This is a genomic window from Clostridium sp. YIM B02555 (assembly GCF_022320955.1).
Taxonomy (GTDB): domain Bacteria; phylum Bacillota; class Clostridia; order Clostridiales; family Clostridiaceae; genus Clostridium; species Clostridium saccharoperbutylacetonicum.
In genome coordinates this window covers 33,485-57,976 of sequence record NZ_JAKJJY010000031.1, presented here as the reverse complement: position 1 = coordinate 57,976, position 24,492 = coordinate 33,485, and the positions used below count along the sequence as shown (strand labels likewise).

Below are 24,492 nucleotides of genomic sequence, written 5' to 3'. Positions count from 1 at the left end.
CGGTAGAGCAGCTGACTTGTAATCAGCAGGTTGTAGGTTCGATTCCTATTGCCAGCTCCATTTTAAATAAATTGTAAAACTTAATATGGCTCCTTGGTCAAGCGGTTAAGACACCACCCTTTCACGGTGGTAACAGGGGTTCGATTCCCCTAGGAGTCACCATTTTATCTATCTTATGGGCGCATAGCTCAGCTGGGAGAGCACCTGCCTTACAAGCAGGGGGTCACAGGTTCGAGCCCTGTTGTGCCCACCATAAGATGGCTCAGTAGCTCAGTTGGTTAGAGTGCCGGCCTGTCACGCCGGAGGTCGAGGGTTCGAGCCCCTTCTGAGTCGCCAAAGTAAAATAAGTTCTAGTGTTAACTAGGACTTATTTTTTTGTTTGGATATATTACAAATTATCAAATAGAAAAAAGCTAGTGCATGTAATATGCAGTAGCTTTTCATAAGAGTACGGGTTTATTACTTGTTCTTTTCCAAATTCTTTTTTATCCTTATATCTTCAGAATAAAATTTGCACAGTTTAAATTCACCAATTAATCTAGATGCAATTCTTTCACTGTATTGTTTCGTTATACCTGGTAAGGTTAAATTAGTAGAAATAAGCATTTTTTTATTTGTAAGAATTCTCTTGTTAATTACATTGAATAACTCAGTTATAGAAAATTCGTTAAGATGCTCTGCTCCTAAATCATCTATTATTAATAAGTCACATTCTAAAATCAAGGATTCTAGTGAGGAATCGTTATTGAATCTTATTTCTCTTAAATTCTTAATTAATTCATCAGAAGTTTTGTATACAACTAAATATCCAAGATCTAATATGGCTTTTGCTATGCAGTAAGATAAATAAGTTTTACCACTGCCTGGGTTACCGTAAAATAACATATTGGTTGATATTTTTGAAAACTCAGGAAGATATTCTCTTAATACAAATTGCAAAATATTTTCCATATTTTTTCGAGGTGTAAATTTTTCGTCTCCAAGTTTATGATTAGAAAATAAGTTTAAATCGAAATTATCGAAGTTATTGAATGATACTGTATTTTCTAATTCAGAATTTTTATAATACAATTTAACTAATTTCTGCTTATAGCAACTGCACTTAACAGGTCCTATGAAGCCTGTATCTTTACATTTATTACAATGGTAACGTAAATTTAAGTATTCAGGATCATATCCTCGTTCAACCAGCATTTCACACTTTTTTACTCTTAAGTCAGTTATATTTTCTTTAAATTCATCAATTACTTTTTCGCCATCAGTAGATTTAAGTATTGATACTGCCATTTTTAAAGATAACTTCTGAATTTGATTATCTAATTCGATAATCTCTGGAAATTTCTCAGAAATTTCTGCCTTTCTAAGTTTTAAAGCTTTAGCCTCATCTTCTCTAATTTTATCATATATTTTTAAAATTTCAGTTTGATATCCTTTAATCATCATTATCCCATCCTAAAAGTTTTTTTTCTAAGGAATCGTAATCATACTCCCTTGCTTCAAAATTATTGAATTTAGGAGTTGATTTATCATTATTATTGTTGCGGATATAATTTTTTTGATAATTATTATTTTTAGAATTTTTTGTATCCTTAAGAGCTATATCTTCTAGCGTTCTAATATTATTTTTATTCCAGTTAGTTAGTATTCCATCGATGTATTTGAAATCAGCCCTACTTAATCTTTCAAAACATATATCACAGGCTTTAGTTATAATTTCATTTGGAAATTTGTAGATTAAAAGCCATTTCTCAATTAAATCTTGTTGTGGCTTCATTATATCAGTATTATTTATACCTAAGTAGGTTAATATCTTTCTTATGTTAAGCCATTTATCTTCAGTTTTTTTGATTAAGTTTTGTGCTTGCTCAACATTTGTTATTTTTTGATCATGCCAAGCCAGGGCTACCTTTTCAATATATCTAGGATCACTTTTGCCTTTTGATATACAGTATTCCATTAATATTAAAATTAATTCAGAGGAAAAGCCAAATTCCTTTTGCCAATTTAAGTAAATAGACATTTCATTTGGCGATAAGGGTCTTGCTAAAAGTGTTTCAATGTCTTTTAGCATATCCTTTGTACTAGTACTGTCTAAGGCTTCAAGTAAATCAACTTCCTTTTTAGTATTTACTGGTTCCTCTATTAAGTCTAAAAACTCTACATCAAAATTTCCCATAGTATCTATTTTAGTTAGCTTTAAAACTCCTTGATCATTCCAATAATTAAGAGCATTTATAATATCAGATTCTAATAAATTTAATGCTGAAGCTAATATTGTTGAGCTAATTCCTAATTCTCCAGAAATATTATGTTTTAACATTAATAAATAAATTTTTACAAATTCACCTCTAGCTTGAGGCATGTATTTCTCGAGAAATATATTACTTACAGGAGTAGATTTTAGAGATTTATTCTTTAACATAAATGTACTCATTTTTATGTCACCAACCTTTCAAATGGTCTGTCATTTACATTATATTAAATAATTATAATAAAAAAATATTATATGTAAATAATTATAGCATATTATAAAATATGCTATAAGGTATGAAATATTAATTAAGTTATAAGTTTGTGTATATTTATTAAACCTTCACCCTGAATTGAACTAGAGATATCATCAATAGGATCGCATGCAATTTTCAACAATGAATTCATGTCTTTGAAGCTCATAGCTGGATTTTTTTCGCATAGCAAAGCACATAAACCACTAATATAAGCAACAGCCATTGATGAACCAGTAAAAGTTTTATATGCGATATCAAGTCTGTTAGGATAAAGCTTAAGGCCATTTTTTTCGGGAACGTAATTATTGTCAGAGTTTAAGGAAACAATATTAACACAAGCAGCAGATAAATTAGGTTTATTTAATTTGACATAAATACCTTCAGAAGAGTAAGCATAAGGTTTTATAATTGGCGAAGCTGTGTTTAATCCTGATACAGTAATGCAGCTTGGAAGAGTTGCAATACCCATTATAGAAGTCTTAGTACTCAGATTACTTCCGCTAGGCACTATTGGAATCAAGCCTTTAGAGATAGCATAATTAAATGTTAAATCAAAACAAGAAATGATGAATGTATTATGAGTTAAAAGTTCAAAGGGAAGACATAATACTTTTATGCTATTTTCTTTAGATTTATTAGATAAACTTTCAATTGAATACAATATATCAGAGGCAAATCCTTTTCCAAGCTTATCAAAGGCTTTATAGCAATATAATTTACTTTTATTGCAGATACCTTTATACATATTATTAGACGATAAACCACTACTGCATAGAATTCCTGCAATTGATGTACCGTGGCCATTGTCATCATATGGATACTTGAAATTATTTATTAGATCTTCAAAGAATTCTATCTTAGTGCTAGGGGAGGTTAAATCCTGATGAGGATATATGCCACTATCAACAAGTCCTATGCCAATTCCAGCACCTGATAAATTAAATTTTTCTGAGAAATGAACTTTGTTGGCAGTAGTAACGCTCATACCACATAAAAATAAGTATTCATCTAAGTAAATTTTTTTTACTTCAGGATATTCTGACAACCTATCAATACCTCGTGAATTAAGTCTTGCACTTATAAGATTAGAAGATTCTATTATATGAAAAACAGTTCCTCTATATGAACTGATCTTTTTTACAATTGAAGATTGAAAATCTTTATATTGAATAAGCACTCTGTAATTTTTAAAAGCATTTTTGGATATATAGGATTGTAGATTATGATCTAATTTCTTTTTAAATAAGAACATATATTTCTCCAAAATATTATTACTTCAATATATTATATGAAAAATAAATTTATTGTTAATATAATTAAAATAAATTTATTCTCTACGTGAAAATATATTTGATCATGGAAAATTATAAATGGCAGGTTAAGTACTCCTCATTATATTGTAATAGAACAATAATTGGAATAATTACCTACCACTTATTTGTTAAAAGATATTTTAATCAAAGATGTATTTAAAAACTATAAGTTTCTCCAATATCTATAATTTTTATAGATTGGTCATTTAAGTTTAATAATGATTCTTCAGTTTCTTTAAAGTTTTCCAAAGAAATTTTGAAGGTCTTATAATGAATTGGAATCATTATTGGACATTTCATCATTTTAAACATTTCATAACTTTGCTCTGGAGTGCAGTGCATATATGTAAATCTATCAGGTTTATAGCAGCCAACAGGCATTAATGCAATATCACAGCTAATATTTTTAAATTTATCTGTAAGAGCAGTATCGCCAGCGAAAAATACACTTTTATTTTCACGTTCAATTAAATAAGAAATACTTTCATTATCTTGGCCAAAATAAAAACGTCTCCCATCATGATTAGCTTCATAAGCAGTAATTTTTACAAAGCCATCATCATATACGTCGCCAGGGTGTAACAATACAACATTTTTGAAGCCTAATGATTTCATAATGCGAACATATCCTTTAGGGACAATTATAGTTGCGTCCTTATTTAACTTTTTTAATGAAGGAAAGTTTAAGTGATCCATGTGGCCATGAGATAATAGTATATAATCTACTTTTAAATCAGATAAATAGTCAGGCTTTTCTGGTAATCTCTTAAAATAACCTAATAAACTTGAAAATACAGGGTCTGTAATAATTATTTTGTTAGCCAAATTAATAACTGTAGTTGCATGACCAAACCAATTTACAGAGTTCTCAGTAATGTCATCAGATTTAATTGGCTGGTTTTTGCTAAAATATTCTTTTATATTATTAATTGTTAAATGGAATAAAAAATTTATGTTAGAAAAAAAATTCAAAGCATGTCATTCCTTTCTTAATGATTCCATTTAAATATTACAATACCAATAATCATAATAGCAATACCTAAAAAATGATTTAAGGAAAACTTAATTTTATCACTTCCAAATAATCCTAGAGCATCAATAAGTGCAGCAACAAGTAATTGAGATACTAAAATAATACCGATACCTAAGGTAGGTCCCATAGAACTAACGCTTTTCATTACTGTAAAAGTGATTACAACTCCTAGGATTCCCCCTAATAAATAGAGTTTGTTTACCTCCTTCAAGTTAGTAAAATCTCCATCTCGTAGAAAGAAAAAAACTACAATACTTACTATAAGAGCAATAACTTGAACAATTAATGTAGTTTCCCAGACTCCTATTTTTTCTCCCAACCTTGTATTAAACACACCTTGCACACTCATAGCAACTCCAGAAATTAATGCGCATAATATTCCAAACATAATATCACCTCAGGAGTATTATGCCCGTAAGTTAACTAAATATTATATTAAAGAAAAGTATATTATGTAAAAGTAATAAACAATTAAAGCATTACTAATTTATCTGAGCTTTTTAAAAATTGATTTTGGATTTGAGCTTCTGAAAAACCTAATGTTAGCCCTAAACTTAATAAATCCTCAAATAAAGTTAAATAATGGTCCATTGATGGTGATGCAATTAAATCATTTGTATCAATATATAAATTTAAAAATTGATCACTTAGACAATAATCGTTGGGATTCATTGTTACTGCAATTAGATCTGTATATTTGTGGTCAATCCCTAAAGTCAACACCTGAGAAATACAAGTTATATATTTATGGAATACAGAAGTTATGTTTATTGGATTAGAATTGTTTAATAGGTAATTAAAGCAATTAGTTTCATTTGCTAAATCTCCAAGAGCAATTTCAAATTCTAAGTTTTTACGTACTTGCAATTTATGAGCGTCTAAATCTTCGTTTATTGACAAACTATCATTGTATTTTTTTTGTACTTTAAATAGTGGTTGAATATTCATAATAAATCCTCCTGTACTTTTAGTAATACTACTATTTTACAAAATCTTTAAAGTAAATTAAAGTTCGGAAAACGAATACAGAAAAAATATTTTTAGAAAATTCATAAATTATTATTTTTTTTGATTATTTTATCAATTATTTAATCTAATAAAATGATAAAAGACTAGATTAAATATAAAACTTAATATTTAATCTAGTCTTTTATTTCTTATTGTTAATTTAAAATTATTGCATATAAACAACAGAGTATAGTTTAAAAATCTTTTAAAACATAGGATTTTAATGGTGTGTTCTTCTTAACAGTAGGTAATTTCCATATTTCTATACTCTTAATTCTTAGTTTTACACAACTATTTTCATCATATATATCCGGAAAATTTAATTTTAGACTTTGTTTTTTGTAATCTCTAGGAATGTAAACTAAATTAGCAAGTGAAACAAAGTTATCTTCAAAAGATTTAACACTAAATCCATTAAGTTCTAACATATCAAATAAACTACGAGAAAGTCTCTTTATGTAACCTTTATCATCAACTTTTAAATTTATACTTTTAGTAGGTTCAAATAAATATACTGAATCACTAGCATCAATTCTAAAACTCTTATAAGGAGCCACTATTTTATCAACGATAGGATATAATTTATCTAAATTTGGATTTTCTATTGCTGATAATAAAACAAAAGGTGCTGGTGAATTTCTATTAGCCCTAAATTTTTTTGACATATTTTTTTGAATAGGAGATATTATTTGATATGTATCCTCATCAAATAATGCAACTATATAATACTTCATGATAACCCTCACAATCTCAAATAGTGTATTACTAGAATATTACTTATTATAGCATAATAAGTAAAATAAAAGAATATGATTGTAAGAATAATTAGTTGGTGAATTGGGATAATAATTATGTAATATTAAGAAAAATATTAAATAAAAGTAATAATATAACAAAAAATGTAAGGATTAATTTATTTTAGACTAGTAATTATGGTGAAAAAAGTGCTTATAGATTAAAAAATATATTTAAATAAATTCAGTTTATGTTATAATAGTACGAGTAGACTTTTTTAATAAACAAGGATTTATTTAATAATAAAAATTACTATGAAGAAATAGATTATATATAGATTTAATGGATAGGGTGAATTCAATGGAAAGATTAGTTATAAACGGTGGAAACTTGCTTAAAGGTAGTGTTGATATCAACGGAGCTAAGAATGCTGCAGTGGCAATATTACCAGCAGCAATATTAGCAAGTAATGGGAAATGCACAATTGATAACATACCAGATATTGAAGACGTACATTGCTTAGAGAGAATACTTAGAAGTTTAGGTTGTAATATAGTTAAAATAGATAATAATACTTTAGAAATAGACAGTACTGATGTAAATAACTTTGAAGCTTGCACAGACGATGCAAGAAGAATGAGAGGCTCATATTATTTTATTGGGGCTTTATTGGCACGCTTTAAAAAGGCTAAAGTCCTTCTTCCAGGAGGTTGTTCAATAGGAGTAAGACCTATTGATCAGCATATAAAAGGATTTGAAGCTTTAGGCGCTGAAGTAGTTATAGAGCATGGAGCTGCAATTGTTAAAGCTGATAAATTAAAAGGTGCTAACATATTTTTTGATGTAGTTTCAGTTGGTGCGACAATAAATGTAATGATAGCAGCAACACTAGCAGAGGGAGTTACAGTATTAGAAAATGTAGCTAAGGAACCTCATGTAGTTGATGTAGCAAACTTCTTAAACTCAATGGGTGCTGATATCAAGGGTGCTGGAACAGATATAATAAGAATTAAAGGTGTTGAAAGCATGAAGGGCTGCTCATATAGTGTAATACCTGATCAAATTGAAGCAGGTACATTTATGATAGCAGCAGTAGCTACAGGTGGAGATGTTTATATAAAAAATGTAATTCCAAAGCATTTGGAATCAATAACCGCTAAGCTTACAGAAATGGGAGCTGTAATTGAAGAAGGGGATGACTCTCTTCGAGTTACAGTAAAAGGTCCACTTAAAGGCGTAAATATAAAAACAACTCCATATCCTGGATTTCCAACAGATATTCAACAGCCAATGTCAACATTACTAAGTACTGTACCAGGACGAAGTTTAATTACTGAATCTATATGGGAAAATAGACACAAGCATATAGATGAGTTAAAAAAGATGGGTGCCAATATAAAAGTTGAAGGCAGAGTTGCAATTATAGATGGATCACAAAAATTAACAGGAGCTGTAGTAAAAGCAACAGACTTAAGAGCTGGTGCAGCTATGGTTATAGCTGGTTTAGTGGCAGAAGGTACAACTGAAATTACTAATATAGAGCACATAGATAGAGGATATCCTCATATTGATAATAAGTTTAGAGCTTTAGGTGCAGATATTAGAAGAATAGAAGTTGAGGAGTAATAAAATTTCCGAGGGGGAGAGGTTATCGTGATATTTTGTTCTTTATATAGTGGTAGTAGCGGAAATAGTATGTTTATTGCTTCAGATAAAGCTAAGATATTAATTGATGCAGGACTCCCAGGTAAAAAGATCGATTCAGCTTTACAGGAGATCAACCAAAATCCAACTGAAATTAATGGGATTTTTATAACCCATGAACATAGTGACCATGTTAAAGGTGTAGGTGTTGTATCAAGAAAATATGATATTCCTATATATGCAAATGCAGATACTTGGTCTGCCATGGAAAGTTCTATTGGAAAGATAAAAGAACACAACATAAAAGTAATAGATAAAAGATCTGTTACTGAGATATGTGATATGAGCATAAAAGCATTTAATATACCACATGATGCGGCAGCTCCAATGGGATATACAGTGAGTTCAGGTCAAAAAAGCATAAGTGTAGCAACGGATTTTGGAACATTTACTAAAGAAATTTATGAAAATATAAAAGATTCAGAAGTTATTCTTCTTGAAAGTAATCATGATGTGAATATGCTTAAATTTGGACCATATCCATATCCTTTAAAAAGAAGAATACTTAGTGAAATAGGACATTTATCTAATGAGGATTGTGGAAGTGCTATAGTCCAGTTATATAAAACTTCAACCAATAAGAAAGTTATTTTAGGACATTTAAGTAATACAAATAATCAGCCTGATTTGGCATATCAAACAGTTTTAAATGTTTTAAATGAAAATGGAATTAGGCAAAAGGAAGACATAATATTAACTATGGCAAATAGACATAATCCTAGTAGTTATATAGAAATTTAATTAATATAGGTTATAATTTATAAATATTATATATAATAAAGAAGATTTTAAGGAGGACTTAAAAATGAGTTTATATAAAGATTGGACTGACATGGTTGTAGACTATGTAAAAACTAAGGGTGAAAATGCATTTTGGGATGAATACAGTAAATTAGAAAAAAATATATATAAGGATTTATTAGCTAATCATAATAATGCTAAAAAGACTACTATTAATGAATTAGCTAAAGAATATAATTCTACAGTAGAGTTCACTATGGGATTTATGGATGGAATTAATGATAGTTTAAAAAATCAATATGATCTTGAAACTGTTGATGCTGATACAGAATTAGTATTAGATATAAACCTAGAAACTTTATATTTCAATATGTTAGATGCTAAAGCAGAATATTTATATACATTACCACAATGGGATGGAATTTTCTCAGCAGAAAAGAGAAATGAAATACAAAAAGAATATAAGGAATCTAAAATTGTAAGAAATTTAGATAAAGTTGGAAGAAATGATGCATGTCCATGTGGAAGTGGAAAGAAATATAAAAAGTGTTGTGGAAAAGAAAAATAATAGATTTGAATAAATAAAAATTATATGAAATCATTTGGAAAAAGTTCTATTTTGTTAGAACTTTTTCTTTTTATATTATTTATGAAAAAATACAATTCACAAATTATGAAATATTTAGTATAATTAGAACAACAATAAAATAATAGTAAGGCTATGGTAGCGCAAATATAGGTTGAAAAATCTTTATTTGTGCTTTTATTTTTTAGCAATATAGCGATAAGCAATATTTTTTCAGGGGGAATAAATATGAATTTAAAATTTAAGTATTTACTTAATCGTAATTTAAGAGAACATTCAGAAAAAGTTTTTGAAGGAATATCTAATGGAAGAAAAAAGGCACTTGAAAATTGGTTTAACGATAAGTGGGCACAATTAGAAAACATTAAGAATTCGCTGGTAGCATTAGAGGACAATAATGATATAGTAAACAATTATTTAGTAGAGAATGTAAAGAAATATGAAGATTTTTGTGAAATATTTGTTTTAGATGAAAATGGGATAGTTTCTGTTTCTTCATGTAAAGAACATGTAGGACTAAATATGAGCGATTTGCCTAATTTTGCTGCTGGATTAGAAGATAAGCCATTAATGTATGGACCATATATAGATAAAAGAACTCTTGATACAGATATAAAAAATAAAAAGTTTGCTGATGATGTAACATTAATGTTTTCAAGCAGATGTAAAAATCATGATGGACAAATTAGGATATTATGCTGTAGAACTTTAAATGATGATATGAGCAATGTAATTCAAGATGAGGATACGCATATATATAAAGATTCTGGAGATAACTATTTATTTATGGTCAAATCCAATAGAGGGATTAAAACAGGAACAGCTATTTCAAGAAGTAGATTTGAAGATAATACTTTTACTTTGGGAGATAATCTCAAGGAGGGTGTGAAAACGAAAAGATGGGGAAAGGTACAAATTAAAGAGCATACTGAATTCGAAATTATATTTACAGATCCAGCAACTAATCAACTACATCAAGGTGTTGCAAATACAATTAAAAATGGAGAAAATTTAGACTGTTGGCCTGGTTATCCAGATTATAGACACATTATGGTTGGAGGAAAAGGAACTCTAATAACACCTCCTAATTGCGATGAAGTTTGGGGAATGATGTGTGAAGGTGATATAGATGAAATATATAACTTTCAAAGTATAAATTTAAAAATGCCAATGGCCATATCAATTATGTCAGCTGTATTAATATTAATAAACTTAGTTACTACAAAAGTTGCACCAGATATGAGTATATTTACATCTTTAGGAATGTGGATTATTTTATCAATATCAACGTTAGTGATTTCTAAAAAGATGGTTTCATCACCTTTAAGCAGGACGATAAATATATTACAAGAGATAGCAGAAGGTGAAGGAAATTTAACAAAAAGGGTTAATAAAATGTCATCAGATGAAATCGGAGAATTATCTAGATGGTTTAACAAATTTATAAATAATCAAATGAGCATGTTATATAGAGTAAAAAAATCAGTAAGTACTACAAAGAAATCAGTAAATATAGTTTCAAATATAACAAGTAATGTTAGAAGAGGAATGGGGATAATTGAAAATACAGTTATGAGTTTATTGGAAAATTCTAAGGAGCAAAATTTAGTGTTTCAAGATACTAAAAGTAAATTTTCAGAGATTACAGCATCAATTCAGGAAATGGATAGCCTTATATTAGAAGTTTCTAGAATAGTAGAAGATACTAATGAGGGTGCAGTAACAACACAAAATGCATCAAAAGAAGTATTAAATAATATGGAAGATTTAGAAAGTACAATAAGCAAAACTGTTAACTCTATAAGTACTTTGCAAGGATATTCTAAAGAAATAAGTGAAGTTGTAAATGTCATAAGTAATATTAGTAAGCAGACTCAACTTTTAGCTCTTAATGCATCCATTGAGGCGGCAAGGGCTGGTGAAAGTGGAAAGGGATTTGCAGTAGTTGCAGGAGAAATATCAAAACTAGCACTTGAAACAGAAGCTGCAACTAAATCAATAAGTAATGTTATTAATCAAGTTAGAAATCAAACACAAGCAACTTTTGAATATGCGGGGGAAATAAATGATAAAGTAAGTATATCAACAGTAAGTGTACAAAAATCAATTAAATCCTTTGATCAAATAAATGAGGATATAAATATAATTGCTAATTCTATGCAGTCTATTGCTGAAATAACTTCTACTCAAAGTGAAAGCGTTGGAGAGGTTATGAATAATGTGAGCACTATGGCAGATAAAGTAGAACAATCCACAGAAAACAGCTCAAGCAAGAGTGAAGAATCATTAACAATGGTTAAGAGGATATTATCTGAAATAAGACAATTAAAGCAAGCTACTGAAGTATTAGAATATTCTTCAGATAATTTAGATGAAATGGTAGGTTCCTTTAAATTAAAATAAATTTAAGCTAAAGGGAATTATAATTAGGCATATTTCTTAGAAAAGGTTATTAACAGTTATCTTTTTTAAGAAATATGTTTAATTTTATATAGAGGATTAAATGTAGAAGTTATCCATAGAGTGAGGATTATATGTGGATAAAATTAAAAATAATACTTGAATTGTGGATTATATTTTTAGTAATTGAATTAACCTTATAATTGTACAAATGATAAAATTATATTATAATTTTAAATTAAGTTACTAATTATAATAATGAAATAAATAATCAAATGAAGATTTTATAAACGAAAGGATAAAATATATGGAAAATATAAATAACAAAAGATGGTTAATATTACTTACAACAGTATTATTAACATTTATGGCAACACTTGATGGAAGCATAGTAAATGTTGCATTGCCTGTTATGGCACAGAAGCTTTCAGTAAGTATGGCATTAATAGAATGGGTAGTAACAAGCTATTTAATAGTTATAGTTGGAACTATTCTTATATTTGGTAGATTAGCTGATATAAAAGGAAAAGCTACGATTTTTAAGTTAGGGGTAATAATTTTCACAATAGGTTCTCTTATTTGTGGATTATCTAATTCATTAATGATGTTAGTTTTTTCTAGATGTCTGCAGGCAATAGGTGCTGCTGGTGCTATGTCAACAAGTCATGGAATTATTACTCACGTTTTTCCTAGTAATGAGAGAGGAAGAGCGCTAGGGATAAATGGAACTTTTGTAGCTTTGGGGTCTATGATAGGTCCACCTATAGGTGGAATAATAGTATCAGTTTTAAGTTGGCAGTATATATTTTTAATAAATGTTCCTATAGGAATTATAGCTCTTTTTCTTGCAATGCGAACACTTCCTAAAAGTGGTGGTGGATCTAATGAAAAATTAGACATAAAAGGTTCAGCTATGTTTGGACTTACTATGGTATTATTATTTGGAGCATTAACTTTTGGAAAAGAAATTGGATATGAAAATAAATTTATTATAAGCTCTTTGATTAGTTCCATAATATTATTTGTGTTATTCATAATCACTGAAAGAAAAATTAAAGCTCCATTGTTAAAGCTAGAAATCTTTAAAAATCCTTTATTTTCACTTAGTATATTTTGTGCATTTATTTCTTTTGTAGCAATAAGTTGTTCTAATATTATATTGCCGTTCTATTTGCAATATGTAATGAAATTAAGTCCATCAGTTACAGGATTATTTATGATGGTATCGCCAATAATATTGGCAGTAGTTGCACCAATGAGTGGATATATGTCTGATAGAGTAGGTTCGGAAGTTCTAACCTTTATAGGACTTATAGGAACTAGCTTAGGATTATTTTTAATGTCAACATTAAGCCAATACTCTAATTTAGGTGCGCTAATTGTATTTATAGCTATAATGACATTAGGAAATGGAATGTTTCAATCACCTAATAATTCATTAGTAATGTCTACAGTAGATAAAAAGAATTTAGGTATTGCAGGAAGTATAAATGCATTGGTAAGAAATTTGGGAATGGTTTTTGGAATATCTTTATCGACAACCCTGTTATATTATCGTATGAGTAGTAAGATTGGATATCATGTTACTGGATATGTTGAAGGAAGAGATGACATTTTTGTATATGGTATGCAGTATGTGTATGTAGCTGCAGCTATTATTTGTGGGATAGGAGCTATGTTAACAGCTTATAGATTATATCAAATTAAAAGAAAACTAAAAAAGGAAAGGCAAATCGCATAATAAATATAGTGAGTGTTTAAATTTAATAATTCATTAAAAAAATGACTGTAGCTGAATAAAAAATTGTCTACAGTCTTTATTTATAGTTATAATAGAATATATTATGAAACTCAAAAGGAGAAAACCATGAATATCACAATAATAACTGTTGGTAAAATTAAAGAGAAGTATTTAAGAGATGCAATAGATGAATATTCAAAGAGATTGGGACGATATTGCAAATTAGATATAGTAGAACTTGCAGATGAAAAGACACCTGATAATGCTTCAGAAAAAGAAGAAGAGGCAATTAAGGAAAAGGAAGGACTAGGAATATTAAGCAAAATTAAAGATAATATGTTTGTAATAGCAATGGATCTAGGTGGGAAGCAATTGACATCAGAAGAATTTTCTAGTTATATAGAGAACTTAGGGGTAACAGGAAATTCAAACATAGCATTTATAATAGGTGGAAGTCTTGGTATTTCGAAGAGTGTTCTTGCTAGAGCAAATTATAAATTGTGTTTCTCAAAGATGACATTTCCACATCAACTTTTTAGAGTTATGTTATTGGAACAGATTTATAGAGGGTTTAGGATAATGAAGGGTGAAGCATATCATAAATAAATGATAATAAGTAAATTTCAGTAAAGATGAATATACGAGCATGAATTAAATAAAAAATAATTGTTTATTTTTTATTAAAAATTGATATAATATAAGTGAGGGTCTAAATCTATGATTTAGTTAATCGAACTTATACACAGTGAAAGTAAATAGTAGCAAAATAAAAACAGTGAAAAACATATTGCAGTATGTTTTTCACCATAGTATATAATTCTAGTTGCTTAGGCAACTGGTATCACTAAGAATTTTAGTTAAAAAATTAGTAGCTTTCCAAATTGCGTTCGGGGCTACTATTTTTTTGAGATTTTTTCTATAAGAATCACTATTAATGTTAACAGCGATAGTAAAAATAATCCACCTTGAAATAGCAACATTAAAACGTCATTACTCATTTGCATCACCTCCCTTCTAAAGAAGAGGTAAGTGACACCAGTAGCCCACAAAAACTTATTGAATTATACACGGAAATTATATCATAATACTTTAAAGGTTACCATAGAAAATAAAGGCAGTGCTTCAATGTTAGATTTAATCATTTCAATAAATAATCGACAATGTATTAATAATGATACTAGTATGTTAAATAATGTAATAAGTTCAATAGGCAAAATATTTGATAGTATTTAGGAGAGGGAAATATTTCTGCATCAGAAATTGGTGATGGAGCAGGTAACAGGAACAGTTTGATTATGTGTAGGGTGGTTAATGTATACAATTGGAGAAGTTGCACAAATAACAGGAATATCCAGAGACAGATTAAGGTATTACGAGGAAAATGGAATACTCAAACCTAAGTATGATGCAAGTAGTAGTTACAGAGAGTATGACTAGGAGGATTTAGATGTTGTTTTAACCATTGAAATTACTTAGTTAATACTATTTCTAGAAATAGAAATACCATATCATAATCAAGAGGAGTTTTTACTAAATTTGGATTTAGAATGATATAAAGTTATCTTAAACAGTTAACTTATACTATATTTAATAATATTTTATTAGTTATAAGCTGCTAAACAAAAGCATTGACTGTAAAAATGCTGTATGATACTATCTGAAGTAATTATTAAAAAAAAGGAGAATTGAAGAGATGAGTTTAGTTGTTCTTAGTAAAACTATTAAAATTAAATAGTTTTAGATGCGTTAAAGTTCTAGTATGGAACTTAATTAGGTGCGCATTTTAAGAACAATATCTTCTATTAAACTCTTTTATAAAAAATAAAGTAACTTTAGATACACATATATTATATATATTTATTTTTGTTAAGCTAAAATATATGTTCTGTATTAAATTTAATTTAAATATGATAAGAGATTTTTAAATAAAGTAACTCCCCTAGATGATATTGTTTGTCTATGGGGAGTTTTAATTTTGTATTAAGAAAGGTGGAAATATTTAATGGGTTTAAGAAAAGTTACACAAAGGGTTTATTATCTTATTAATGACAGAGAAACTGATAGACCAGTGCTTGGATATATTAAAGGAGATAAATATGCTTTAATGGTGGATGCAGGAAATTCAAAAAATCATCTTGAGAAATTTAATGATTCTATAGAAAAATTGAATTTAAGATTACCTGATTATGTTGCAATTACTCATTGGCATTGGGATCATACATATGGGATGCATTCAGTTACAGGAAAAACAATAGCATGTGAAATAACTAATGAACAGTTAAAGGTTATGTCTAAGTGGAAGTGGACAGATGAAGCAATGAAAAAGCGTCTTTTAACTGGAGAAGATATTGAATTTGCAGATACTAATATTCGCAAAGAATATGAAAATCTTCACGATATAAATGTTGTACCTGCTGATATAGTATTTAAAAATAATTTAGAAATGGACTTAGGAGGATTAAAAGTCATTTTAAAAAATGTGGTTTCACCTCATTCTAAGGACTCAGTAATAGTTTATATACCTGAGGAAAGGGTAGTATTTATAGGAGATGCTTATGGGATGGATTATTATAATAATTGTGAGTATAACGCAGTTAAATTAGAGAGTCTTATAAATATGTTAGAGGACTTAGAGTTTGATGTTTGTTTTCCAGGACATTCATTACCTATAAGTAAAACTGAAATTATTGAGTATTTAAAATCACAACACAATAAAATAAAATAAAAAAACCGTACAAAAAGGAATAACTAGAAGAACTAAAACAAAAATGCTCAAATGAAATGCTACAAGAAGCAGACGAAATAATAACACTACTAGACAATAACTATTGGAGCGTGAAAATATACTAAGTTAATCAGGGTGCATATTTTGATATAATATGTGAAATTAATTGTTATATTTATCATATATTAATAGAAGTAGATAGATTTATTGTAAATCAAAATATTCTATTACAAAGGATGATAATGATGGAATTAGCTAAGGATTTATGTTTTAATGGTGAGATTGTAACACCTAATGATATAGAATATGAAGAAGATAGACAGGTGTGGAATAGAGCAATACAAAAATATCCAATAGCTATATTATATTGTACTAGTAGAGAAGACGTTATAAGTGCTTTAAGGTTTTGCGTTAAAAAAAATATTAAATTTAGAATAAGATCTGGTGGACACAATTATGAGGGATATTCAATTGGGAATAATGTTATAGTAATTGATGTTAGTAGAATGAAGAAAATAATTATAAATGAATTAACTAATACAGTTAAAATAGAATCAGGTGTAAAAAATAGTGAACTTTACGAATATGTAGGCACAAGAGGATATCCTTTTCCTGGTGGAACTTGCCCGACTGTTGGGGTAGCAGCATACACTTTAGGAGGAGGATGGGGAGTATCTTGCAGGTTATTTGGTTTAGGTCTTGATAATGTATTAGAGTTTGAACTTGTAGATTATAGAGGTAAGATACTCATTGCAAATAGAGATTGTAATAGTGATTTATTTTGGGCATTAAGGGGTGGCGGAGGAGGAAACTTTGGAATAGTAATCTCATTAACTTTTAGATTACCACCAAAGTTAAATAAGGTAACAGAATTTACAATATATTATCCAAATACTACACCATTAGAACAAGCAAGTATTATGGATATATTTCAAAATTTATATCTAACCTTAGATAGAAGAGTGAATATGAGAGCTAGTTTTTATAATTCTGCAGATGAGGGTGTAGCAGCATTCATTATAGGATTATTTTATGGAGATATAGAAGAATTAAAAGAAATATTAAAACCCTTATTGGTAGTACCAAGAGCTGAGTCTAACTTTGAATATACAACCTTTTTAAATGCTATAAAAAAGATTGAAGCCATATATCCAACTAGTGAAAAATTTAAATCTACTGGTAGATTTGCAAATAGAATATATTCAAAGCACGAGTTATTAAAATTAGCATCTTCTCTTCAAGAAAAACCTATAGGGTCAGTTTATGCTGCAGTTACTTTTTATGGATTAGGTGGAGCGGTAAAGGATAAAGGAAAGCATGAAACAGCCTTTTATTATAGAGACTCCAATTATATTATAGGTATACAATCAGTATGGGAGAATTCAATTTATGCAGAAGAAAATAAGGAATGGGTAGCTAGCAGATTAAATTATATAAAAATGATAACAGAAGGAGTATATGTTAATTTTCCGTACAGTCCATTAATAAATTATGGAAAAGAATATTATGGTGGAAATGCATGTAGGTTGAAATATATAAATGAAAAGTATGATCTACTTAATATATTTAATTATCCACAATCAATAAAATAAGAATTTAATATTAGGTGAGTTCTTACTGGAAATAAATGATTAGAAGATAATTTTTGTATTATTTACAGAGATTATCTTCTTTGTGGAGAATTTTTCTTATTCTTTGGGGAAATTACAATCAAATTAAATGTGAGGACCTTGTACTCCTTGAGGGTATAACTTTTGAACGTAGCAGATTTTGTTCTAAGGAAAGAGCTGTCACTTGATAGCGAAGAATTGTTCTTAATAAATACTCCAAAATATTCTCTAGTGTTGAATACACAAGAAAATATCTGGAATAAATTAAAAAATTGTATTTTTAGTACTAGTGATTTTATATCTATTGATGAACTTTTTGACTCAGTGAATTCAATTTAAGTAGTCATTCTCTCTATTAAATTTATAGGTAAAACATTTTCTAAATTTACCTGCTCTTTTTCCATTTGTTTTATTAAAATTTCGATAGCCAATTTTCCCATATATTCAATGGGCTGCTTTATTGTAGTAAGAGTAGGAACTATTAATGAAGCGGTACTAATGTCATCATAACCTACTATTTTTAAGTCTTCTGTTATTTTTTTACCAAGATAATGAGCAACGTTAATAATTGAAGCAGCTATTATATCACTGCTGGCAAATATTCCATCTATATCAGGATGATCTTGAAACAATTTAAAGACTATTTTTTTATATCCTTCAAAGGTATCTAATTTTGCTTCAATAACAATACCTTCAATATTTTTTTCTTTAGTAACATCGATGAATGCTTGATATCGTTTATTTACTGGAGTATTTATTTCTAAAGGACCACTTATATGTGCTAACTTTTTGCAGCCTTTATTTATTAACAGGTTTGTGGCTAAAACTCCACCATGGTAATTATCACATGTGATAAATGGAATCTTATCGGATAAGTTTCTATCAATTGCTACAATAGGCAAATTTGTATTAATATATTCTGAAGTTTCTAAAGTATGGCTCCCCATTATGATTCCATCAACTTGATTTCTTTTTAACATTTCTATATAACCTTTTTCTTTGACGCTATCTTGGTAAGAATTGCATAATAAAATTTTGTATCCTTCTTTATAAGCATAATATTCTATATAATTACTTAATTCAGCAAAAAAAGGATGTGATACATTTGGAATTATAAGGCCTATAATATTAGATTTTTTTCTAAATAAAGATCTAGCCAATTCATTTGGCTTATAATCAAGCTCTTCCATAGCATCATGAACCTTTTTTCTTGTAGCATCACTTATATATCCTCTATCATTTAAAACTCTGGATACAGTAGTAACTGTAACTCCAGCTATTTTAGCGACATCTTTAATTGTTGCCATAAAAACACCCTTTACAAATATGAATTTTATAATTTAATATGAAAAATAATAAAGCCCACTATACTGCATTGTGCATTGTTCATTTTCTATTTTTCGTATCAATTAAATAATACACCAATGAGATTTTTAGTACAATAATAATATAAGTAGCCATTCTAAATAAACAGCTACTTGTATCATTAAATATTGTATATTAATATATCTCCATTATCATCAACATATTCAATAACTGATTTGTTTGTTTGAAGACATATGTTTAATGTACAGAATTTTTTATCTTTTCTCCATGAGAGAATTACTTCATCATCTTCAGAATTTACAATATTGAATTCACCATTAAATGCTGGATATTCATTTCTAAATCTTATGAGTTTAAGAAGTCTTTGAACAACGTCTTTTTGGACTTCTTGTTCAATTTCTATGGATGTGAAGTTGTGTCTATTTATTTCACGGCCTTCACCAGTTAGTTTTACATTCTCTTCATCATTTTTTCCTGCTAACAAGCCTACATAGTATACTTGAGGGATACCAGGGGTGAAAAATTGAATTGCTCTTGCAGCAAGATAAGCATCATCATCACAGTTCAAAACTGAATAATAAGAGCATCTTATTTGATGAACATCAAAGCCATCTTTAGCTTTATGTGCATCAGAGTAAATGAGACTTAGGTTTGAACCTCTTTCCACACAGAGATCAACTAAATTCTTAGCGTTTTTAGTGTTTATTAAGTCATCTAGGTCAGGCTTAACAGGAATGCCATCATGGCAGTCTAACATTGTAAATTGTTTATGAGGACGAACTTTTAAATATTTGTAAAGTTCTGAGCTAGATTTATTTATTAATGTATCAAGAATTCTATATGGAAGTATAAAATCATATATCCAGCTACCATGTTCTGCTAACTTAAATTGGGTTGTGTAATGGGCATGAACTTCAGGAAGCAGTTCAAGTCCTAAAGAAGTCGCCAGTTCTGTAATCCAGTCAATAAACTTATAAATTTCTGGTTCAACAAAAAAGCAGCTGGTACCTAATTTTTTAATTACATATCCAACAGCATCTAATCTAACTATTTTGACATTTTGTTTGCTGAAGTTTGTAAGAAAATCTTTTAATAATTCCTTAACTTTTGGTGAATTAATATCAAAGTCTATTTGCTCAGATGGATCTTCTTTTCCAAAAGTAGTCCAAACAGTTTCCTCTTCACCAGTTTCGCTTATAGTGAAAGTTGAATAAGGTTGTCTTCTTCGTAAGAACATCTTAGAAATATCTTCTTGAACAGGCTTTCCATCACTCCAAATTTTATCTAATGTGAGGAAAAGATCAGCATATTCTGATTTTTTTCCATGTTTTAAGAAGTCCTGAAAAAATTTAGATTCTTTGGAAATATGGTTTACCATTAAGTCTAAAAGAACATCAAAATTTTCACCAATATGTCTAATATCTTCCCAAGTACCGAATTTAGGGTCAATTTCAAAGTAAGTTAATGGTGCAAAGCCTCTGTCTCCTGAAGAAGGGAATGGAGGAAGTATATGAACGCCGCCTTTAAATATATCAGAAAAATATTTTAAAAGTATGTTATTAAGAGTCTTTAAATCTCCACCAAGAGAATCAGGATAAGTAATAAGTTGTACTTGATTTTTAATTGCCATTTTAAAATCCTCCTATATGTTTATATATTATAAATGTTTTTAATTTCTTGAATAGTAGGTAAATTGACAATAGCACCTACATATTTTAGCTTGAAAGCACTTACTCCAAAGCCAAGATTTAAGGCATCATTTAAAGTATAACCTTTAACCATTCCAGTATAAAACCCTGACCAAAATGCATCTCCAGCACCAGTAGTGTCAATTATTTCTGTTGCCAGAGTTTGAAAGGTAATAGTTTCTATACCATTGGTTACTATGGCACCATCTTTTCCAAGAGTCATTATTACAAGCTTTGCGCCCAAATTTATAAATTTCTTTACTTGATTTGCAGGTGTATCAGGTCCAAAGATTCTTTCAGCATCAACTTCAGAAGGTTTGATTATATCGACTTTGCTTATAAGATTTTTTATATATTCTATTCCATTATGTCCATGTTCCCAAATTAGATTATGATAATTTGGATCAAATCCTATAATGACATGATTTTTTCTAGCTTCTTCAATTACTTTTTCAATAGTAATTCTAGAATTCTTTTGAGATATAGGCCAGCATGAAAAATGAACTATTTTAGAATTTTTCAATGCTGAATCAAGTTTTGCATTATATTCTAAGTTATAATCTGCACCACGATAAAATATTGGGATAGGAGTTGTTTTACTTTTAGTAACAACTACCATACTAGTAGAGGACTCAACTCTGTTAATATAATTAGTATTGATATTATTAGTTTCTAGCTGTTGAATTAGGAAATTACCAAAACTATCTTTGCCTACACATGCTGCAATAGCAGAAGTTCCACCTAATTTTTTTATATTCATGGTGATATTGGCAGGTGATCCTCCAAAATATTTAGTATAATTATTACAATTAAAATCATCACCATAATCATTAGAGATCATATCTATTAACAATTCTCCTATTGTAAATACATCAATATCTTTATTTTTAAAATTTAAAGTATCGTTAAAGTGAAACATTTATTTCCCCCTTATTATATATTTAATTTTTTCGGTTATAGCATAATTCGACTCTCTTACTATAGTTATTAATAAATTTAGGAGCAAGAATGATTATGAACACTTAATTTCTAAGATTAAGTTTATTTTTAAGATTAAGTTTATTTTTAAGTTTTCGTATTTTTAGTATAATCGGTTTCAAGATTTATGTCAATCGATTAACATAAAGGCGATATATTAAATTGATATTTCGAATTATGAAAATGTCTTAAAGGACAAAACCTTACTATCACAGATTTGTTTAACATTGAAGTATGCCTATTTAACAGTTGTATTTTCTAATATCGATGCATTTTTAGGTATTGCATTGACTAGAGGAATTAAAAGTCTAAATTATACAAGTTTACTAAGTAAATTTGCAAAGGAAATGAGTTTAGTACATTTAAAGCAACTCTTTTAAAGAGTTTTTTATGCTGTTAGTTAAGTAATGATTAGAATGTATATCAACCGTTTGACATAGGAATGTAATCGGTATATAATGTGTATAACTATAATTTGTAGATAATAAGAAAGAAGGAATATGTAGTGAAAGTAAAAGAAATTATTGATAGAATTATGAATAAGTTTGGTGGAGTTAAATTTGAACAAACGTGTGATCAACTTATAAGTGGTAGTTTTGATATGGAAGTAACAGGTGTCGTAACTACTTTCATGGCTACTGTAGACGTAATTAGACAAGCTATTGATTGTGGAGCAAACTTTGTTATCACTCATGAACCAACTTATTATACAGGTGGAGATAAAATAGAATGGATAAAAGATGATCCAATATACTTAGAAAAGAAAAAAATTCTTGATGAACATGGTATTGCAATTTGGAGATTTCACGATCATATGCATGCTGCACCTTTTGATTTAATTTATGAGGGAGTACTAAAAGAAATTGGATGGAAAGATTATTTGATAAAGGGACTGCAATTTCCACATTGCTATGAAATACCAGAGATGTCATTAAGAGAGTTAGCAGAGTTTTTTAAGGAAAAATTAGAAATGGAGGTTATTCAAATTGTTGGTTCTCCAGATACTAGATGTAAAAGAGCAGGATTTTTAGTTGGCGGAGGAAGTTTAGGACTTGGTGTAGAAGAAATGCCTATGATTTTAATGAAAGAACAAAATTTAGATGTTATGATATGTGGTGATATTACAGAGTGGACTTTATGTCCTTATATTCGTGATGCTGCTGCATTAGGTATGAATAAAGCTATGCTAGTATTAGGGCATGAGCGTAGTGAAGAAGCAGGTATGAAATATATGGCTGAATGGCTAGAACCAATGCTGGAAGGAACCTCTGTACAGTTTATAGATGCAAAAGAACCTTTTATATATTTGTAAACTTAAATAAGGAACATGAAAAAAATAATAGACCAAAGATGCAAGCGTGCAGGTTAATTATTTTTTGATTGTGCGTAATGCAAAGAAGAGTTTAAAATAAATATTTAAGTGAGGGAGATTTATGTCTTACGAAGAAAAAGTTTTGCCAGAATTGTTGCCAATATTACAAAGTAACGAAAAAATTGATTTGACTAAGAATTTAGAAGAGATGAGGAACTTCGTGGTACCATCTATAGAAAAGTCTGTTAATGTACTCACAACCACTCGTAGAATTAAGGAATCAGAGCTATTGGTTAAAATTTATGAACCTAAGAATAGGAAAAATTCAAAATTGCCAGCAGTAGTTTGGATTCATGGTGGTGGTTATGTACTTGGTAATGCTGACGGAGATGATAGATTATGTGAGTGTTTTGTTATGGAAGTCAATTGTGTTGTAGTTTCAATAGATTATAGGTTGGCACCAGAGCATCCATATCCGGCGGCAATAGAAGATTGTTATGCAGGACTTAAGTGGACTGTTGATAATGCAGAGGAACTAAAAATAGATACTTCAAGAATTGCAATTGCAGGAGCTAGCGCTGGAGGTGGCTTAACAGCGGCACTAGCCTTGATGGCTCGTGATAGAGGTGAAATAAATATTGCATTTCAGATGCCTTTGTATCCAATGCTAGACGATCGAAATGTAACTCCTTCAAGTTATGAAATCAACGAAGAAAACTTACCGAAAGCGTGGAATAGAGAAGCTAATGAGATTGCATGGAAAATGTATTTAGGCAATAATAATTCAGAGCAAATTTCTTGCTATGCTGCTCCGAGCAGAGCTAAGGATTTGACAGGGCTTCCGCCTGCATATACATTTATAGGGCAATTGGATCCTTTCAGAGATGAAACCTTAGAGTATGTTGCACGATTAGCTCAGGCTGGTGTTCCTGTTGAATTTCATTTATATCCAGGATGTTTTCATGGCTTTGATTCAATTTTTAATAATGCAAATATCAGCAGGCGAGCTAGAAGTGAGTGTATAAATGCACTGTCGCAGGCATTAAATATTAAGGCACAATAAAAAAATAATGAGGAGGATGAAA

Annotated in this window: 23 protein-coding genes and 3 tRNA genes; 15 read left to right on the top strand and 11 right to left on the bottom strand. The window is 29.1% G+C overall.

Translation table 11 applies throughout. The features are described from left to right. The first annotated feature begins 87 nt into the window (after positions 1–87). The 3 genes from L3B98_RS26720 to L3B98_RS26710 all read left to right on the top strand — a co-directional run bounded on the left by L3B98_RS26720 (position 88) and on the right by L3B98_RS26710 (position 336). A tRNA-Glu gene (locus tag L3B98_RS26720) sits at positions 88–162 on the top strand. Positions 163–177: 15 nt separating this feature from the next. Then, positions 178–253, top strand: a tRNA-Val gene (locus tag L3B98_RS26715). A 6-nt stretch (positions 254–259) separates the two neighbouring features. After that, positions 260–336: transfer RNA gene (locus L3B98_RS26710), tRNA-Asp, on the top strand. A gap of 123 nt (positions 337–459) precedes the next feature. Here L3B98_RS26710 and L3B98_RS26705 read toward each other — a convergent pair. From L3B98_RS26705 to L3B98_RS26675, 7 genes are all read right to left on the bottom strand, one after another. Continuing rightward, entirely contained in the window at positions 460–1,440 is a 981-nt protein-coding gene (locus tag L3B98_RS26705; RefSeq protein ID WP_238918936.1) for an ATP-binding protein, read from the bottom strand. Continuing rightward, positions 1,433–2,422, bottom strand: a complete 990-nt coding sequence (locus L3B98_RS26700; RefSeq protein WP_015395832.1) for a DnaD domain protein — start codon at positions 2,420–2,422, stop codon at positions 1,433–1,435. The genes L3B98_RS26705 and L3B98_RS26700 overlap by 8 nt, the downstream gene beginning before the upstream one ends. Before the next feature lie 137 nt (positions 2,423–2,559). Then, positions 2,560–3,759, bottom strand: a complete 1,200-nt coding sequence (locus tag L3B98_RS26695) for a S8 family serine peptidase (RefSeq protein ID WP_238918935.1) — start codon at positions 3,757–3,759, stop codon at positions 2,560–2,562. A 217-nt stretch (positions 3,760–3,976) separates the two neighbouring features. Beyond that, complete coding sequence (locus L3B98_RS26690; RefSeq protein WP_238918934.1) at positions 3,977–4,792, bottom strand: MBL fold metallo-hydrolase; 816 nt, start codon at positions 4,790–4,792, stop codon at positions 3,977–3,979. 17 nt (positions 4,793–4,809) lie between these two features. After that, on the bottom strand, positions 4,810–5,241 hold the full coding sequence (locus L3B98_RS26685; protein WP_015395829.1) for a DMT family transporter: 432 nt from the start codon (positions 5,239–5,241) through the stop codon (positions 4,810–4,812). An 83-nt stretch (positions 5,242–5,324) separates the two neighbouring features. Continuing rightward, a complete protein-coding gene (locus L3B98_RS26680) occupies positions 5,325–5,801 on the bottom strand; it encodes a dUTP diphosphatase (protein ID WP_015395828.1) in 477 nt (158 codons plus the stop codon). Positions 5,802–6,055: 254 nt separating this feature from the next. Continuing rightward, positions 6,056–6,595: a hypothetical protein gene (locus tag L3B98_RS26675; RefSeq protein ID WP_238918933.1), complete on the bottom strand. Its 540-nt coding sequence runs from the start codon at positions 6,593–6,595 to the stop codon at positions 6,056–6,058. A 361-nt stretch (positions 6,596–6,956) separates the two neighbouring features. Between L3B98_RS26675 and L3B98_RS26670 the strand changes: the two genes are divergently transcribed. The 6 genes from L3B98_RS26670 to rlmH all read left to right on the top strand — a co-directional run bounded on the left by L3B98_RS26670 (position 6,957) and on the right by rlmH (position 14,374). Next, positions 6,957–8,222 carry a UDP-N-acetylglucosamine 1-carboxyvinyltransferase gene (locus L3B98_RS26670; RefSeq protein WP_015395826.1) on the top strand — a complete coding sequence of 422 codons (1,266 nt, stop codon included), beginning with the start codon at positions 6,957–6,959 and terminating at the stop codon, positions 8,220–8,222. 27 nt (positions 8,223–8,249) lie between these two features. Beyond that, entirely contained in the window at positions 8,250–9,041 is a 792-nt protein-coding gene (locus tag L3B98_RS26665) for an MBL fold metallo-hydrolase (RefSeq protein WP_238918932.1), read from the top strand. 64 nt (positions 9,042–9,105) lie between these two features. Then, complete coding sequence (locus tag L3B98_RS26660; RefSeq protein ID WP_015395824.1) at positions 9,106–9,609, top strand: SEC-C metal-binding domain-containing protein; 504 nt, start codon at positions 9,106–9,108, stop codon at positions 9,607–9,609. A gap of 246 nt (positions 9,610–9,855) precedes the next feature. Further along, on the top strand, positions 9,856–12,030 hold the full coding sequence (locus L3B98_RS26655) for a HAMP domain-containing methyl-accepting chemotaxis protein (RefSeq protein ID WP_238918931.1): 2,175 nt from the start codon (positions 9,856–9,858) through the stop codon (positions 12,028–12,030). A gap of 304 nt (positions 12,031–12,334) precedes the next feature. Further along, positions 12,335–13,768, top strand: coding sequence for an MFS transporter (locus L3B98_RS26650; protein WP_077366719.1), 1,434 nt, complete (start codon positions 12,335–12,337; stop codon positions 13,766–13,768). Between the two features lie 126 nt (positions 13,769–13,894). Then, positions 13,895–14,374 carry a 23S rRNA (pseudouridine(1915)-N(3))-methyltransferase RlmH gene (gene rlmH, locus L3B98_RS26645; protein WP_238918930.1) on the top strand — a complete coding sequence of 160 codons (480 nt, stop codon included), beginning with the start codon at positions 13,895–13,897 and terminating at the stop codon, positions 14,372–14,374. Positions 14,375–14,664: 290 nt separating this feature from the next. On the opposite strand, the gene L3B98_RS26640 is transcribed toward rlmH, so the two are convergent. Next, positions 14,665–14,766 (bottom strand): putative holin-like toxin, encoded by a 102-nt coding sequence (locus L3B98_RS26640; RefSeq protein ID WP_238918929.1) that lies wholly within the window; start codon positions 14,764–14,766, stop codon positions 14,665–14,667. Between the two features lie 313 nt (positions 14,767–15,079). Here L3B98_RS26640 and L3B98_RS26635 point away from each other — a divergent pair, with 313 nt between their 5' ends. The 4 genes from L3B98_RS26635 to L3B98_RS26620 all read left to right on the top strand — a co-directional run bounded on the left by L3B98_RS26635 (position 15,080) and on the right by L3B98_RS26620 (position 18,442). Next, positions 15,080–15,205: a MerR family DNA-binding transcriptional regulator gene (locus L3B98_RS26635; RefSeq protein ID WP_238918928.1), complete on the top strand. Its 126-nt coding sequence runs from the start codon at positions 15,080–15,082 to the stop codon at positions 15,203–15,205. A 565-nt stretch (positions 15,206–15,770) separates the two neighbouring features. Next, the gene (locus L3B98_RS26630; protein WP_238918927.1) at positions 15,771–16,493 is read left to right on the top strand and encodes an MBL fold metallo-hydrolase; all 723 of its coding nucleotides are present in this window, start codon (positions 15,771–15,773) and stop codon (positions 16,491–16,493) included. Between the two features lie 245 nt (positions 16,494–16,738). Next, complete coding sequence (locus L3B98_RS26625) at positions 16,739–18,085, top strand: FAD-dependent oxidoreductase (protein ID WP_238918926.1); 1,347 nt, start codon at positions 16,739–16,741, stop codon at positions 18,083–18,085. Positions 18,086–18,247: 162 nt separating this feature from the next. After that, a complete protein-coding gene (locus L3B98_RS26620) occupies positions 18,248–18,442 on the top strand; it encodes a transposase (RefSeq protein ID WP_017810894.1) in 195 nt (64 codons plus the stop codon). On the opposite strand, the gene L3B98_RS26615 is transcribed toward L3B98_RS26620, so the two are convergent. From L3B98_RS26615 to L3B98_RS26605, 3 genes are all read right to left on the bottom strand, one after another. Further along, complete coding sequence (locus tag L3B98_RS26615) at positions 18,439–19,410, bottom strand: LacI family DNA-binding transcriptional regulator (protein WP_238918925.1); 972 nt, start codon at positions 19,408–19,410, stop codon at positions 18,439–18,441. The two genes, L3B98_RS26620 and L3B98_RS26615, sit on opposite strands and share 4 nt — an antisense overlap. Positions 19,411–19,589: 179 nt before the next feature. Further along, entirely contained in the window at positions 19,590–21,059 is a 1,470-nt protein-coding gene (gene gtfA / locus L3B98_RS26610; protein ID WP_238918924.1) for a sucrose phosphorylase, read from the bottom strand. A 20-nt stretch (positions 21,060–21,079) separates the two neighbouring features. After that, positions 21,080–22,036, bottom strand: a complete 957-nt coding sequence (locus tag L3B98_RS26605; RefSeq protein WP_077366697.1) for a carbohydrate kinase family protein — start codon at positions 22,034–22,036, stop codon at positions 21,080–21,082. Positions 22,037–22,600: 564 nt separating this feature from the next. Here L3B98_RS26605 and L3B98_RS26600 point away from each other — a divergent pair. Both L3B98_RS26600 and L3B98_RS26595 read left to right on the top strand, forming a co-directional pair. Continuing rightward, positions 22,601–23,407: a Nif3-like dinuclear metal center hexameric protein gene (locus L3B98_RS26600; protein ID WP_077366696.1), complete on the top strand. Its 807-nt coding sequence runs from the start codon at positions 22,601–22,603 to the stop codon at positions 23,405–23,407. A gap of 121 nt (positions 23,408–23,528) precedes the next feature. Then, positions 23,529–24,470, top strand: a complete 942-nt coding sequence (locus L3B98_RS26595; RefSeq protein ID WP_238918923.1) for an alpha/beta hydrolase — start codon at positions 23,529–23,531, stop codon at positions 24,468–24,470. Positions 24,471–24,492 lie beyond the last annotated feature (22 nt).